General features: G+C 58.4%; 12 protein-coding genes and 6 pseudogenes. 9 read left to right on the top strand and 9 right to left on the bottom strand.

Going from position 1 to position 13,464, the window contains the following annotated elements:
* Window positions 1-294: 294 nt before the first annotated feature.
* The 3 genes and pseudogenes from ASD02_RS07205 to repC (ASD02_RS07195) form a co-directional block, all read right to left on the bottom strand.
* Window positions 295-612, bottom strand: a complete 318-nt coding sequence (locus tag ASD02_RS07205) for a type II toxin-antitoxin system RelE/ParE family toxin (protein ID WP_057214019.1) — start codon at window positions 610-612, stop codon at window positions 295-297.
* Between the two features lie 2 nt (window positions 613-614).
* Entirely contained in the window at window positions 615-860 is a 246-nt protein-coding gene (locus ASD02_RS07200; RefSeq protein ID WP_057214015.1) for a type II toxin-antitoxin system ParD family antitoxin, read from the bottom strand.
* 441 nt (window positions 861-1,301) lie between these two features.
* A pseudogene (gene repC / locus ASD02_RS07195) lies at window positions 1,302-1,513 on the bottom strand (replication initiation protein RepC); the annotation flags it as partial.
* A 150-nt stretch (window positions 1,514-1,663) separates the two neighbouring features.
* Between repC (ASD02_RS07195) and ASD02_RS07190 the strand changes: the two are divergent.
* From ASD02_RS07190 to ASD02_RS39580, 3 genes and pseudogenes are all read left to right on the top strand, one after another.
* The gene (locus ASD02_RS07190; RefSeq protein WP_347376821.1) at window positions 1,664-2,251 is read left to right on the top strand and encodes a hypothetical protein; all 588 of its coding nucleotides are present in this window, start codon (window positions 1,664-1,666) and stop codon (window positions 2,249-2,251) included.
* Window positions 2,146-2,442 carry an HAD hydrolase-like protein gene (locus tag ASD02_RS40530; protein WP_347376822.1) on the top strand — a complete coding sequence of 99 codons (297 nt, stop codon included), beginning with the start codon at window positions 2,146-2,148 and terminating at the stop codon, window positions 2,440-2,442. The genes ASD02_RS07190 and ASD02_RS40530 overlap by 106 nt, the downstream gene beginning before the upstream one ends.
* A 295-nt stretch (window positions 2,443-2,737) precedes the next feature.
* A pseudogene (locus tag ASD02_RS39580) lies at window positions 2,738-2,848 on the top strand (VapC toxin family PIN domain ribonuclease); the annotation flags it as partial.
* A 128-nt stretch (window positions 2,849-2,976) separates the two neighbouring features.
* Here the strand turns inward: ASD02_RS39580 and ASD02_RS07185 are convergent.
* On the bottom strand, window positions 2,977-3,228 hold the full coding sequence (locus ASD02_RS07185; protein ID WP_057205229.1) for a transcriptional regulator: 252 nt from the start codon (window positions 3,226-3,228) through the stop codon (window positions 2,977-2,979).
* A 124-nt stretch (window positions 3,229-3,352) separates the two neighbouring features.
* Here ASD02_RS07185 and ASD02_RS39575 point away from each other — a divergent pair, with 124 nt between their 5' ends.
* From ASD02_RS39575 to ASD02_RS38930, 3 genes and pseudogenes are all read left to right on the top strand, one after another.
* On the top strand, window positions 3,353-3,976 hold the full coding sequence (locus ASD02_RS39575) for a hypothetical protein (RefSeq protein ID WP_063978342.1): 624 nt from the start codon (window positions 3,353-3,355) through the stop codon (window positions 3,974-3,976).
* 112 nt (window positions 3,977-4,088) lie between these two features.
* Window positions 4,089-5,408, top strand: a pseudogene (locus ASD02_RS40335) (ABC transporter substrate-binding protein); the annotation flags it as partial.
* A gap of 24 nt (window positions 5,409-5,432) precedes the next feature.
* Window positions 5,433-6,145 (top strand): annotated as a pseudogene (locus ASD02_RS38930) (ATP-binding cassette domain-containing protein); the annotation flags it as partial.
* 215 nt (window positions 6,146-6,360) lie between these two features.
* Here ASD02_RS38930 and repC (ASD02_RS07165) read toward each other — a convergent pair.
* The 3 genes from repC (ASD02_RS07165) to repA all read right to left on the bottom strand — a co-directional run bounded on the left by repC (ASD02_RS07165) (window position 6,361) and on the right by repA (window position 10,035).
* Window positions 6,361-7,593, bottom strand: coding sequence for a plasmid replication protein RepC (repC, locus tag ASD02_RS07165; RefSeq protein ID WP_057220404.1), 1,233 nt, complete (start codon window positions 7,591-7,593; stop codon window positions 6,361-6,363).
* A gap of 196 nt (window positions 7,594-7,789) precedes the next feature.
* Window positions 7,790-8,815, bottom strand: coding sequence for a plasmid partitioning protein RepB (gene repB / locus ASD02_RS07160; RefSeq protein WP_057220403.1), 1,026 nt, complete (start codon window positions 8,813-8,815; stop codon window positions 7,790-7,792).
* Complete coding sequence (repA, locus tag ASD02_RS07155) at window positions 8,812-10,035, bottom strand: plasmid partitioning protein RepA (protein ID WP_057220402.1); 1,224 nt, start codon at window positions 10,033-10,035, stop codon at window positions 8,812-8,814. Before repA ends, repB begins: the two co-directional genes overlap by 4 nt.
* A 363-nt stretch (window positions 10,036-10,398) precedes the next feature.
* Between repA and ASD02_RS07150 the strand changes: the two are divergent.
* Window positions 10,399-10,960 (top strand): annotated as a pseudogene (locus tag ASD02_RS07150) (acyl-homoserine-lactone synthase).
* Between the two features lie 280 nt (window positions 10,961-11,240).
* Here the strand turns inward: ASD02_RS07150 and ASD02_RS07145 are convergent.
* Entirely contained in the window at window positions 11,241-11,864 is a 624-nt protein-coding gene (locus tag ASD02_RS07145; RefSeq protein WP_057220401.1) for an XRE family transcriptional regulator, read from the bottom strand.
* 41 nt (window positions 11,865-11,905) lie between these two features.
* Here ASD02_RS07145 and ASD02_RS07140 point away from each other — a divergent pair, with 41 nt between their 5' ends.
* Window positions 11,906-13,093, top strand: coding sequence for a PLP-dependent aspartate aminotransferase family protein (locus ASD02_RS07140; protein ID WP_347376820.1), 1,188 nt, complete (start codon window positions 11,906-11,908; stop codon window positions 13,091-13,093).
* An 83-nt stretch (window positions 13,094-13,176) separates the two neighbouring features.
* Window positions 13,177-13,305, top strand: a pseudogene (locus ASD02_RS07135) (PhzF family phenazine biosynthesis protein); the annotation flags it as partial.
* On the opposite strand, the gene ASD02_RS39390 reads toward ASD02_RS07135, so the two are convergent.
* Window positions 13,258-13,464 (bottom strand): hypothetical protein (locus tag ASD02_RS39390; protein WP_210178848.1); only part of this gene is annotated, 207 nt, incomplete at its 5' end. The pseudogene ASD02_RS07135 and the gene ASD02_RS39390 sit on opposite strands and share 48 nt — an antisense overlap.

The following is a 13,464-nucleotide window of genomic DNA, read 5'->3' as shown; positions in this document are numbered from 1 at the left end:
ATTTGGAGTCGAAGAAGCTCGACGTCTACCCTGCCCGCAATGTCACGGCTTAACAGGTTCTAACATTGTCCTTGTAAGTTGCGATCCGCAGTCGAGATCAACTGGCCCTACTTTATCTAAATTTTGGTCAGTAATCTAAATTGTGGTCAGTAAGTGGATCGTTTCGCCCAGCGTTTCCAGTTGTGCGGAGCCATCGCCCCATTGTCGCCATGGTGAGCCGCAAAGGCGCCGTCTGGTTGCCGAGGGCGATCACCCCGCAGAGCGCGAGGATATTGGTAGCTGGGTCTCGGGGTGCTACTCGTCCGTGTCGGCCGAGGAAAACAGCTCGTCGATGTCACGGTGTCCCTCGATGATGTTGACCACCTCGAAACGTTCGTCGACATAGCGGAAGAAGATAACATATCCCTTGAACGCCGAGCTGCGGATATCGGCTCGTAATTCTGGCCGTGATCGGCCGAGCGTGCCGGGGAGGTCGGCCAGTGTCCGACATTTTTGTCGGAGTTCCCCGATAAAGCGACGGCCCACGACCAAGCTGCCGCTTTGTCGGGTGATGTATTCGAGAATATTGAGCAGGTCAGTGAGTGCCGAAGGCAGCATGCGAAGCTGCGGCACGCTTAGAACCCTTCCTTGGTCAGCTGGGCGGCCTTTGCCTCCAGCGCAGCATCAATTTCTGCATCCGACGCTTCACCGCCATCGGAAATCGACTTATTGAGCAGGGTAGTCAAAGCCCTCAGCTTCTGTTCCCGTTCCTCGACCAGGCGCAGACCTTCGCGCACAACTTCGCTGGCGGAACCGTAACGACCGTCCTTCACGATGGTGGATACAAAGGCTTCCCAGCGGTCACCAATAGATACGTTCATGTCGCACCTCCTATCGCTTGGTAGGATGCCACAATAACGATCTTTGCGCAATTACTGACATTACGGCAATACCTCCGATGCAAATGATCAAACCTAGATGCGGTTGACGTGACGGAACTTTTATCGATTGAAAGCAGTCGAATATGTCGATCAATTCCGATTCATCGACACGTTTAGGCGGCTCCGGCCCGACCGCCCCTACAACGATCTGCCAATTGCCGCCAGGCGAAGACATTGAGACGAAGCCGCACAGAGGTGTAATCTGGCCGCGCGAACCTTTACATCAATCCGTCTCTGCTCGAACTCCCCACCGGAAACGACCGCAATGAAGTCTGAACCTCGTGTCCGGATGCTGGGTAAGGTTCAGCGTAGCTGACCGTGCTGCCTCCCAAAAGGTGGCATCCACCCGATTCTCTCTGGAAGATTCCTTCATTTTCTGCGTCACGACGCCTTGCGCCCCGGGGCGCCGTTCGCCCGCATCAACGCCATCAGCACTGGTCCGAGCGAAAATTCCGCTCGCCTCGCCTCGCCTTGTCGCTCAGATTGCGCAGATATCCGCCGGCGGAATTAATGTGCCCTGCCCTTTCGAGAATGCAGGCCATCGTCGCGGCCGCGTTCTCCGGCCCCATCGCCTCGCAGGCGTCCTGGTTGGCCTCCGTATCGATAGTGACGGATTCGGGATGATCCACTGATGACCGCACACAGGTGATGGTCGATTGGATCCCGCATCCGATCCTCCGGGAGATTGCAACCAGCTATGTCGGAAGAGCTTGCCCATTGTCTCTCCGTGTCATCGTGATGTGATGATCAAAGGTGTGCTCTTGGATCTCGCCGGCGTGATCTATGATGGCGAAGATGCCGTGCCTGGCGCGACTGAAGCAGTGGCGCGCCTGCACGAGGCCGGTCTCCTGGTTTGCTTTGTGAGCAACACCACCCGCTCAAACAAGCAAGCCGTACTCGACCGGCTCGCCAGGCTTTGTTTTTCGGTTACAAGCGACGAACTCTTCACTCCGGCGCAGGCGGCGCGCAATTGGCTTCGCAAGCACGAGCGATCGCCACATCTTCTGTTACACCCCGATCTAATTCAGGAATTTCAAGGCCTGGAAGGCAGTCGCGGGAAGGCGATCGTTGTTGGCGACGCGGGAGACGCATTCGACTACGAAGCGCTGAATGCGGCATTTCGAGAGTTGGTCGACGGAGCGGAATTGCTCGCTCTCGCAGCCAATCGGACGTTCAGGGTTCCGACGGAAAACTCAGCCTTGACGCGGGAGCGTTCGTCGCTGCACTGGAATTCGCAAGCCAAAGAGACGCCATTGTCCTTGGGAAGCCGGCTCCGGCATTCTTCCGCTCGGCACTCGCCACCATCAACTGCACAGAAGGAGAGGCCGTGATGATCGGCGACGATGCGGAAACGGACGTCGCTGGGGCCTTGAGGATCGGTTTTGCCCATGCGCTGCTGGTGCGCACCGGAAAGTATCGCCACGGCGACGAAGGCCGTTTCGAGCCTGCACCGACGGCGACACTGCGCGATATTTCCGCCGCGGTCGATTGGATTCTCGCAAAGCGCAGAGAAGCGGGGTGAGTGGAATAAGCGGGCGCGCTGCCAGACAGCGATCATCAGAGCTTGGGGTGGTGGCTACTGGTTTTTCAGCGTCTAACTGAAAAGATTCCAACTCCGCGGTCGCTGGTGCGCTCTGTCTGCGCCGAGAGCATCCGGGGTGCCGCTTAGCTACCATTGAAATTCACGCAATCAATGACGAACTGCAATCAATGATGAAGGAGAGGTGCCAATGGCCAGCATGACGATCCGAAATCTCGACGATGCGGTTAAACAGCGTCTGAAACCCCGAAGTGATGGAATCTGGGGCCCCATCTAGCGGCGCAAGGCAGATCGCCCGATCAGCCAGTTCGATGGTAAGATCGCCTCCAGCGCGCTTTCCTGTGGCGCCTCATTGGCAACATTGAATGTATCGGACTTCGAGCGGTAGGCTTGGCGATCAGCTTGCTGCGCTTCTGACCGACGACGATGTCGCCACGCTCAGCATCTCGCCAGCGACTAGCTCGTTAGCCGCGGTCGAATGGTTTGTTGGAGTGTGGTCCGCCGCTGAAGTCCCCATCACAACTTAAGCTGCTTCTTGAAGCGAACACCCACGCCGCCACCGTTTTCAGAGATGAACTCGATGCCGGCGCCCTCAAGGGCAATTCGGATGAGCTTTGAATTTGCAGCAGTGATTGTCGGCAGCCCGTCTTCCGCTTCTGCGCGTCGTATCGTTGAGATACCGACACTTGCTGAATCGGCTAGGTCTTCAGCGGTCCATCTAACTAAGGCCCTTGCCGCGCGAATTTGAGCTCCCGTTATTTCGTTCATAAAGTTCGTTTTCCGGTTGAACTTTTTTCGTTCATATGGCACTTAAAGGTTCAGATCGGCCGTGCCGGTGCTCGCACCACCTGGCACAGCCTGACCACAACCTAAGCTGTAGGGAGCTCGGATCATGGCTGATTCCGACAATAGCAGAACTTTGTCTGCGGTCACGATGGAAGACTGCCCTTCCCTCGGATCGACGGCCCCTTTACCCACATATCAAGAGCTTTCCGCGACCAAGACCCCGACCTTGGGACCATTCGATGACGATCCCGTACTCGCGGTTTGGCATCAATGGCGCATTGCGTGGCAGCGTCTGGACGAATCACAGTTGCGTCAGCAGCGACTCGAAACGTCACTCCTCTCGGTTGCCGCGGCAATCCGGGACGCATCCGGATCCGCGCCAACGGCGGCTTCGCGGGCTTACGACGAGGCCCTCGAAGCAGAGGACCGTGCGTCTATTGCAGAGGACCGAGCAGCGGAGGACTTGTGGAATACTCCGGCGCAATCTGTTGCCGGTGCAACGGCCAAGCTCCAAGCCGTTGTCACCAGGTCGCAACCGTCCCCCACAAGCCAAGAAGATCCATGGCCACAAATCCGCTCCGTCATCGCCGATCTCCTGAAGATCAATAGCGCCTCGGCCGGGGGACCGGCGCATTCAGCTGTTGTCGTCCCAGCGCCTGTCGATGTTTCAGGGCGGCTGAACAGTGATGTCCCAAGTGCGCGTGTGATCCGCGGTTCGGCGTCAGTCTGACAGAAGACCGCGCGACCACGCCTTGCACGCGTTTCGCCCTGGAAGCCACGCGTTGGGGAGTACTCCAACGCGGCGTTCCGACTCTATCAAGAACCAAAACAAGGAACCGCACATGAAACTGGGAAGCCCCTTTCGCCGACGCCTATTTTCGACACTTGTGATCTCGATCATGCTCGGAAGTGCTCCGTTGACGCCGGTCCAGGCACAAGACCTCGGAGAGCTGCGGATCGCCACGTCCTAAAAGCTGATGACGCTCGATCCGCAATACGCCAGTCTCAACGAGAACACCTCGCTGCTGTCGCACATCTACGAGCGGCTCGTCTATCAGGACGAGAAGCTGGAGCTGAAGCCTGGTCTTGCGACGTCCTGACGACCACTGTCTGGACACCCAGTGGGAGTTCAAGCTCCGCGACGACGTCCGCTTTCATAACGGCTCAGCGTTTACTTCGGACGCTGTCGTCTACACGATCGAGCGCATTCGGGACTTTCTCAAACCGCCCGGCGGCGGCTTTCGCTCCTATGTGAGCGCCATCAAATCGGTCTCGGCACCGGATCCCCTCACCGTCGTCATCGAGACCAATGGCGCCGTTCCCAACCTACCCTCTTTTTCTCCTCCATGTTCGTGATGAACCGGCCCTCCGAGGGATTCCAGACGACGGAAGACTTGAACGCAGGTCGTAGCCCCATTGGCACAGAACCGTACAGGCTCGAGAGCTGGAGTTCGGGCGAAACGTTGCAACTCGTGCGAAACGACAGCTACTGGGGCGGTAAGCCTGGCTGGGCGAAGGTCACGTTTCGGGTGATCGAAAATCCCGCCGCGCGCGTGGCGGCGCTCAGCACTGGTGAAGTCGATGTAGCCGATGCCATTCCGGCTCGCGATGTTGCTTCCGTGAAACAGCGCAACGCGAAGGTTGCGAGTGTGGGAGCTGCCTCAATTTCGTGCAGTTCGATGTCGCACGAGAGGTGCTTTTCGGTGTGACGGCTAAGTCGAGCAAGCAGATCCCCAATCCATTCAAGGACCCCTTGGTCCGGCGGGCGCTTGCGCTGGCTGTGGACCGGGGCATTCTGATCCTGGCGGGCTATGGCACGGCGGCAGCACAAGTGTTTCCCACTGGCCTGCCGGCACGTCGGCGAAACTGCAGTCGCAGGAGCCGAACTACGACGAGGCAAAGGCGCTTCTGGCCAAGGCCGGCTTCCCTGATGGCTTCAATCTTATCCTCGCCGGACCCGCTGGTCGCTATTCCGGCGACGCCGAAAGCCTTCAGGCTGTCGCACAAAGCTGGGCCCGAATTGGCGCGTGATCGCCCAGCCGGCAGCAGCACCCTTCTCGGTGTTCAACACGAAACGGGCGGCCGGCGACTATGCCGTCTGGTACGGCGGCACCTCCGGCGAGGCGGTCGACTTCATTCTGCACGCGCTTCTGGCGTCGCCGCACATTGCTTCGGAAAGCGGCGGGAACTTGCTTCTTGCGGTAAAAGGCGTCTCGAAGCAGTTCTCTCCCCGAGGGTTTGCGTGGAGCTTTAACGCCAACGCGCCGACGTTTGGATTGCGAGACATAAACTTCGGCTTGCGCGCGGCACTGTCACCGGCATCGTCGGCGAGAGTGGAAGCGGCAAAACGACGATCGGGCGCATCATCGCAGGCTTGAACAGTGCCCAAGCTGGCACGGTTACCATCGATGGAATCGAGTTTGATGTCTCGAAGAGCGGCCGCCGCGGCCGCCTGCTTGGTCGCGTGCAGATGATCTTCCAGGATCCCTCCGTATCCTTGAACCCCAGGATGAGCATCGACGAGACGCTTGGCGAGAGCATTCGGTTCGGCGCAAGGATAGGCCCCAGGGGAGCGCTCCCCGACCTTTCGACCATGATGGATCGGCTGGGTCTTGCCCGAAGCCTGCTCAACCGCCATCCGCATCAGCTCTCCGGCGGACAAACGCAGCGCGTTGGTATCGCCCGGGCCTTGCTGGCAAGACCTCAGATCATTGTCGCGGATGAGCCGACATCAGCGCTCGACGTGTCCGTTCAGGCCGAAATCGTCGCGCTTCTGAAGGACACGATCGCCGAGCGGGACATGACGATGATCTTCATCTCCCATGATCTGGCGGTCGTCCAGGAGGTCTGCAGCACCGTCTACATCTTCAAGGATGGTCAGGTGGTGGACTTAGGGCCCGCCGCGAAAAGTCTCTGGATGTTGCCTTTGAGGTTTGTCTACTAGCAGCGGCCAACCCACCGCCCCGTGTGGCGACAGGGGCAGGTTCTCGACACCGCTGGCGCCGGCCCCTGACTTGCTGACAGTAAATGCTCGCCGGTTCGACAGCTCTGGCGGGGCGGGTCAGAGATCCCATGCTCTGGAAACCCTGACAGCTGTCAGGGTTTTCTGTGAGGTCATGGCAACGCTCCGTGATCATGAACGCTGCGAGCGCAAATTCCTTTCGCCCTCAACAACGACATCAAAACCGGCCCTAGCGAAAATTGCCCTCGTTTTGATTTCGAAGTTAGAGCCCGCATGTATCCGCCTGCCGAGTTTATGTGCCCTGCCCGCTCGAGGATGCAGGCGATCATGACAGCCGCATTTTGCGGTCCGATCGCATCGCACGTTTCCTGATAAGCCGATGGAGTAACACCAAGCATCGACCTGACGATGACGGATGCCGACGTCAGATCCCGCCAGCTGGCTACCCGCCCATTCGGGCCGTATGCAACGATTTCAGGGCATGCCCGCAACACCATGTCCAACGGAAACACCTTCAGCGCTACGTTAGCCGGTTCCCTGTTTTGGCAAGGCATAGCTCGCTCTTCGACATCAGAGCCCGGTTCAAGTTCATAGAGGGATTCGGTATTTGAACTCTGTTTGTGGTGCTCATTGTGATCATCATTGGCGCTCAAAAATTCCGCTTTTTGCTTTATATTCAATACGTTGAGGACTGCTTCACGCAGCATCTCCATTTCCTCGAGAAGGCCATGAAGATCGGACAAGACGGGTGCACGTGGGATTCGGCGCACGAGCTCGAGGTAAACGGCCTCCAGCTTCTGCCAGTGGCCGTCGGCCCCCTCTCCGATTGCGGCGGAGATGAGCTTGCGGACGTCACGCCGGCATATCGTGAGATCTTCCTTGGCCCTGCGGTATGCGATCCTGTCCGCGCAAACTCGCTGTGCCAACTGGGCGAGCTCCTCCGCGCGCATGAGCAGCGGCGATAAATCGAATCCAAAGGCACTCTCGACCGAGCCGCTCTTGTTTTTGCGTGCGTAGCGCTTGCCGTTGGCACTGTCCCTTCGAACAATCAGCCCAGCTTCGACGAGCAGCGCTAAGTGCCGCCGAAGCGTCGCGCCCGCGATACCGTGGGCTCTGAGGGTCAGTTGCGCGTTCGACGGAAAAACGACAAGTTGGCAACCCTGCCTTAATTCATTCTCGGGATAGAAACTGAGGAGAGCTTCCAGGACCGCCAAACTGCGATCCTGGACGCCTAGGAATTTCCGCGCCTCGGATGCATCCCGGAAGACCTTCCACTTGTCTGTCGTTTTGTCGGATCTGATTTCTTTCGTCGCTATCTGCCGGCTCACCAAGGCAAGCGTTATCGGCCGCCGCCCAAAGGGCGTCGTTACATGTCTGCTTTCCATTTTCTTTCACCTTTCAAGAGGCAAAAGAAATCCGCTCACCAAATTAACGGTGCCAAGACTCTTGACTGGGATTCGGGGAAATGCGATTCTCGAGTTGTCACACTTTGAGAGAGGCTTCCACGACGGCAACGTTTAGGGGGCCTTTTTCTTTTGCAGCGCTTCCTTTCCTGTTACGTCTCGAAAACCCTGACAGCTGTCAGGATTGCTCCTGTTCATGTTCACTGGCAAAGCGCTCAGCAAGGCTGGGCAACTCCGCCTGTAGAAACTTCAGAAACTCGCTCCCAAGCGATCCCTCGGCTGCAATTCGGACCTCTTTTGGAGACGCCACCAAGGTGGCAAGCCGATTACCGCGTTTATCCGATATCGCCGGCGCAACCCTCCTTGGAGGGACGGGCTTGACGGTGTTCAGAAGACGCTGGAAACGCTGATCGGAGGTTTCAGTCGCGTCTAATTTCTCCACCAGCGCAGCCCGGAGTGTTTCGATGGCCGTCGGGACGTCGCTAACCGTCTTGGCAAGTTCGAGCCAACGTGGCCGTCCGATCTTTGGGGCACGGCCGATAGCCTCGATGATATCGGCAGGAACGACCCTGTATACGTTTCGCATTCTCGCCAATTCGGCGTCTTCTACCGCCAGAGCAGCGTAGATATAGCGCGGTTTGATCCCTGCCTGGTCCATCCGCGATGCAAACAACGCCCGCTCGATCCAGCTGAGATCCTGGCGGTTCGCATTTTCTATGCCTTGTGCGAGGACAAGGTCGAGATCCGAAATTTCGACTTCCAGGGCCAGTACGGGCCTGCCAAGCTGTCGAGCAGCAAGCCAACGGCGATGGCCGTAGACAATCTGAAAGCGATCGGGACTGGAGGGATGCTTGCGGACCTGAACCGGAACCTTCTGTCCCTCGGTTTCGATCGAGCGCTTAAATGCCTCGAAGTTCGCCCCATCATCATCAGGCAGTCTGTCCGGGTACGGGGAGGGATCAACGAGTGAGGGATCCAAGTGCCGAACGGCGGCTGCACCCGACTCAACGAGGGCTTTCAGCCGGTCCCGTTCTGATCGGATGTCGTCGATTGCGCGGTGCGCGGCGGCGACGACACCGGCTCCGACACGATTGCCGCCTGACGGCACCGGGGTAGCTGGCTTTTGCTCGACCAATTTAGTTTCCAGCTCCGCTGACAGCAGCCCAAAACTGGCGACGATTGATTTGCGAGGAGATTTGCTCATGCCCGTCCCCAGCTGTCATTGATCAAGCGAACAATTGCCTCATTTACTGCGTCAACAGCTTCCCGGGCACGCTTTTGCGTATCGCGTCCAATCTGTCCCATCTCGAGTTCATAGAGGGAGCGCTTTGCAAGCCCGGCGGCCTCGACCGCAGTACTCTCAATGGCGGTCGGCAACAGCACATCGGAACCGAACAGGTGCCTCAGCATCGCGACGACCTGGGATTGCGGGGCGTCATTAGGGTCGTGCCGTGTTATCAGGTATCGAATGAAATCCTGATCCAGCTGGGCTCCGCTCTCGTTCAGAACGCTAATGAGATCGCCCATCATCAGGAGGAACTGGTTCATCGATGCGACATCGAGCATGGCTGGATGGACAGTTATGATCATGCTGGTCGCGGCGTATATCGCGCTCAGCGTGAGAAATCCGAGCGACGGCGGCGTATCCAGAATAACGACGTCGTAATCGGCCTCGACCTCGGAGAGTGCAAGCTTCAATCGCTCGAAGAAGATGGCGCCAGAACCCGATTTGTTTGCCAGAACGCGGGGTGTCTCGTGCTCATACTCCATGACCTCCAGGTTTCCCGGGATCAGGTCGATGCCATCGAAGTATGACTTGCGGATAATATCGCGGATTGGCCGACGTTCGGCCTCATCATAGCGAAGTGCGGCGTAAATTGTTTCGTTTGGCCCCACATCGACCTCCGGCTGCGCGCCGAACATGGCCGACAGGGACGCCTGAGGGTCCAGGTCGAGTGCAAGGACGCGGTAGCCGTGGAGAGCCAGATAATGACATAGGTGGACGCAGGTCGTCGTCTTTGCGCTGCCGCCTTTGAAGTTGGCAATCGCAACAACTTGGAGATGCTCCCCGGCACGGCGGCGTGGGAGGAACCGCAAGGCCTCCGCCGGCTTCTGCTTGGCGAACAATTCCCGCAGCTCATTGATCTGGGACAGCGTGTAAACGCGATGATTGTTCTCGAGCCGATTGGGCACCGGTCCACGTCCTTCGGTGGACAGGAGCTTGAGGGTGGAATTGGGTATGGACGTCAGTTTCGACACTTCATTGGTGAGGAACGAACGCAGGGCCTTTTCCGACTTTGGCGGATACATGCGAGTTCTGAGCTGCTGCAATTGCCCGGACAGAATCCCGGCATGCCGCATGATTTTGTCGCCGGCATCTTCCTTGGTGCCCACGACGGGTTCTACTCGGTTTGCTATCGCCATTTTTACCTCTTGGCGGCCTTCGGTCGGTTTGAAGGCCGTTACCCGCCAAGGATAGACATGTTTCTCCGAGGCGGTCCAGAAGTTTAGGGTTAACAAAAGGTTAACGACACCGGCCTTCTGGCACAGGACTGCAGGTGGACTTTCTGGTCTTTCCCTAATCTTTTCCGTTTGTTAGCGCGAACACGCTGCCAATTGTTCTACTGTGAATCATGCACGAGCGAAGGTCATCATCGAGCAGCGACAGAGATCTCTTCGCACCGCATTGGGACCCGAACACCTGTTTGGAGCCTGTATAATCCAACCACAGCGCAGCGATTCTATTTCGTGCTCATCTCCACCGCGATTTCCGTAGTCCAGAAAGGCATGCGGGTCATCGCGATTTCGGAAGAGCAGGGCACGTCCAAACAACAACTACTCGACGCCCATCATAGGCTTCGAGCTAAGGTGTTCTCGGGCAGACTAGGTTGGGAAGTCGCTGTCACCGATGGTCGGGAAACCGACGCATTCGACGCACTTCAACCGGACTATATCCTTGCGCTGTCGACGAGTGGCGAGGTTGCAGGATGCGCTGGACTTCTGCCCGCGCTTGGGGCCATCGCTTCTGCCAAGCGGGAGGTCGGACGCCCACCCTTTCATGGTCGAGAGCTCGCGTTTCTGCGTCGACGCTGCCCCGGCGGAGGGAAGAGGGGCGTCCCCGGGGCAACCCGCAGGCATCATCGAGTGGTGCGTGGCCAATGTTACATCGAAATCGCCACCGTGACCGATCTTCGTTTCGAGCGCCTTCTTGCGCGCGTTGGATGGCCATTACATCGCTTGGACGGGCCCATCAGTAAAACGATGGCGGTCGCCCGGATACTGTCCACCAATGTCGAAGCTCCGTCCTTCTGGATACCGTTCTAAACTGCCACCCCAGCAGATAGCATAAGGAGAAATGCGTGATCCCGCTCGCGCTCATCCCGCTTGGCCCCGAACTGTTCATCGAGCGCTTCGGTCACGCATTGCACTGGCGGGCTATCGTCAAGGCTGGTCTGAGATACGAAACAGGGTGCTCCCCCTGGGGGGCCCGATCAACACCCGGAAACAGCGGAATTACATCTCGAAACATTGCCGTTTTGCGACCGTCGAGAGAGACGAGGTAAGCCGCAGTTTTCGAGCGAAGGGATCGTCGCGGACCGGCAGTTTGGCCCGGCGGATTCGGCATTTCGTCAGTTCTCCACGGATGGCGTTTCGTCGGCCGGTCCTCCCCGTTCCAGCACGGCCATGGTGAAGCGAGCGGGCCGATTGCCCGCTGCGGCATAGGAGTGTTCCTGATCCGTGACCAGCCGGGCACCTTCCCCAGCATTCAGGATCAAGGTTTCGGCACCGACGCGAACGCTGAGGCTGCCTTCAGCAACGGAAATCAGCTCGCGTGTATCCGGGCTGTGTGCATCGGCTCGATACTCCTCGCCCGGCATAATGGTCCACGACCACAACTCGAACATGGTCCGGCCGGTCGTGGACACCTGAAGCTGTGCCTGGCTGCCATTGGTGCTGCTCCACAGTATCTTTGGTGTGGTGCGCTCAAGCGGACTATCGGGCGCGTCATTTACCAGATTGCTCAGGAGATCGGAGACAGAGAGTGAAAAGGCGGCAGCCAGCCGACACAAGACGCCGATACTGGGGTTCGCCTTGCCTTTTTCGAGTGCCACCACGGTGCCTTTGGAGAGGCCGGTGAGCTTGGCGAGTGCGTCGAGGCTCAGCGTCCGCTCATGCCGGAGATTCTGGATTCGGCTCGCAAGCACCGAGCCGAGCTGTTGTTCCGTCTCAGCCACCATCATCATATCGGTCATTATATTGACTTTCACTCCTTATGCCTTATACAGTCACTATAATGACCGGCGTCGCAATCTTCAACTTCGCCGTCGAGATCCAACATGGAGGTTCGTGGATGCGTATCGAGACAAAGGCAATCCATATCGGCCGCAGCGTCGATCCGGCGACCGGCGCTGTTTCGCTCCCCCTGCACACGAGTACGACCTTTCAACGCGGCGCTGACGGTACGTTTCCCTCCGGCTTTGAATACATCCGGGATGCGAACCCGACGCGCAACGCCTTCGAGGCTGCGATGGCCTCGCTCGAAGACGGGAGCGCGGCTCTGGCCTTTTCGTCTGGCATGGCGGCGATCACCGCCGTGTTCGAGGGGCATGCCACCGGTGGCCGTATCATCGTTCCGGACGATATGTATTTTGGTATCCGCTCGCTCATTGACGAGACGGACATCGGCAAGCGTTTTGAATTCAAGCCGGTCGATATGCGCGATCTCGATGCCTTGCGTGTCGCGGTCACGGTAGCGCCGACAGGGCTTGTTTGGATCGAAACTCCGTCAAATCCGCTGATCCGTATTGTCGATATCCAGGCGGCATGTGCGATCGCGCACGAGGGCGGCGCGCTTGCCGTAGTGGACAACACATGGGCGACACCGGTGCTTCAGCGTCCGCTTGAACTGGGCGCGGATGCCGTCATGCACTCGGCGACAAAATATATTGGCGGGCACTCCGATCTCATGGCGGGTGTCGTCGTCGTTCCCGAGGGATCGCCGCTGGAGCGACCGTTGCGCATGATCCAGCGACACAAGGGAAGTGTGGCTGCGGCCTTCGACTGCTGGTTGGCTCTGCGGGGTTTGCAGACTTTGCCCATCCGAATGCGGGCACATTGCCAAGGCGCGCAGAAGATAGCGGAAGCGTTGGTTGCTCATCCAGATGTCGAGAAGGTGCTATTCCCTGGCCTGCATGACGATCCGGGCCATGGTCTCGCGCAGCAGCAAATGAGCGGCTACGGCGCAATGCTGTCCTTTGTTATTCGGGGTGGGGCCGAGGCCGCAATGGGGGTCGTCGGTCGGCTCAAGCTCGTGACGCGGGCCACAAGCCTCGGCGGGACACACACGCTCATCGAGCATCGCGCATCCGTCGAAGGCCCGAAAACAATGGCGCCGGCGGGACTGCTCCGCCTCTCGGTCGGGCTGGAGCATCCTCAGGACATCATCGACGATCTGATACAAGCTCTGAAGGGCCCTGGCTGAATCCGCCGATGCCTTATTGCGTCCCGGACTGATATTCAGGCCGATAGTAACAAAGATAAATCATCTGCAGTACGGAATTTGCCATGCGCATGTATCAGGTCGACGCTTTCACCGACCGCCTCTTCGCGGGGAACCCCGCGGCCGTTCTTGTGCTTGACGACTGGCTACCGGATGAACTGATGCTGGCGATTACACACGAGAACAACCTGGCTGCGGGTTTCGGCAAAGTCCGGACAGGGTTTCCGGTAATCTCCGGACACCGTTTTCAGTAATTCCCGGACAGTGATTCCGCTAAATCCCGGACAGTTTTCCGGCGGCGGTTTGGCGGTATGATCCGGTCGGTCCAGCACCTCGTTCGCGTCGTCGACGAG

Origin of the sequence: Ensifer sp. Root1252, from assembly GCF_001425885.1 — a bacterium.
GTDB lineage: Bacteria > Pseudomonadota > Alphaproteobacteria > Rhizobiales > Rhizobiaceae > Ensifer > Ensifer canadensis.
Note: the sequence above shows the minus strand (reverse complement) of the source record. Positions and strands in the feature narration are given on the sequence as shown.

Coding starts and splice junctions, on each gene's coding strand:
- ASD02_RS07140 (WP_347376820.1), top strand. CDS start 11,906: ATGACCGGCGTCGCAATCTTCAACTTCGCCGTCGAGATCCAACATGGA.
- ASD02_RS07145 (WP_057220401.1), bottom strand. CDS start 11,864: ATGACCGATATGATGATGGTGGCTGAGACGGAACAACAGCTCGGCTCG.
- ASD02_RS07200 (WP_057214015.1), bottom strand. CDS start 860: ATGAACGTATCTATTGGTGACCGCTGGGAAGCCTTTGTATCCACCATC.
- ASD02_RS39575 (WP_063978342.1), top strand. CDS start 3,353: ATGGCTGATTCCGACAATAGCAGAACTTTGTCTGCGGTCACGATGGAA.
- ASD02_RS07185 (WP_057205229.1), bottom strand. CDS start 3,228: ATGAACGAAATAACGGGAGCTCAAATTCGCGCGGCAAGGGCCTTAGTT.
- ASD02_RS07190 (WP_347376821.1), top strand. CDS start 1,664: ATGATCAAAGGTGTGCTCTTGGATCTCGCCGGCGTGATCTATGATGGC.
- repB (WP_057220403.1), bottom strand. CDS start 8,815: ATGAGCAAATCTCCTCGCAAATCAATCGTCGCCAGTTTTGGGCTGCTG.
- repC (WP_057220404.1), bottom strand. CDS start 7,593: ATGGAAAGCAGACATGTAACGACGCCCTTTGGGCGGCGGCCGATAACG.
- repA (WP_057220402.1), bottom strand. CDS start 10,035: ATGGCGATAGCAAACCGAGTAGAACCCGTCGTGGGCACCAAGGAAGAT.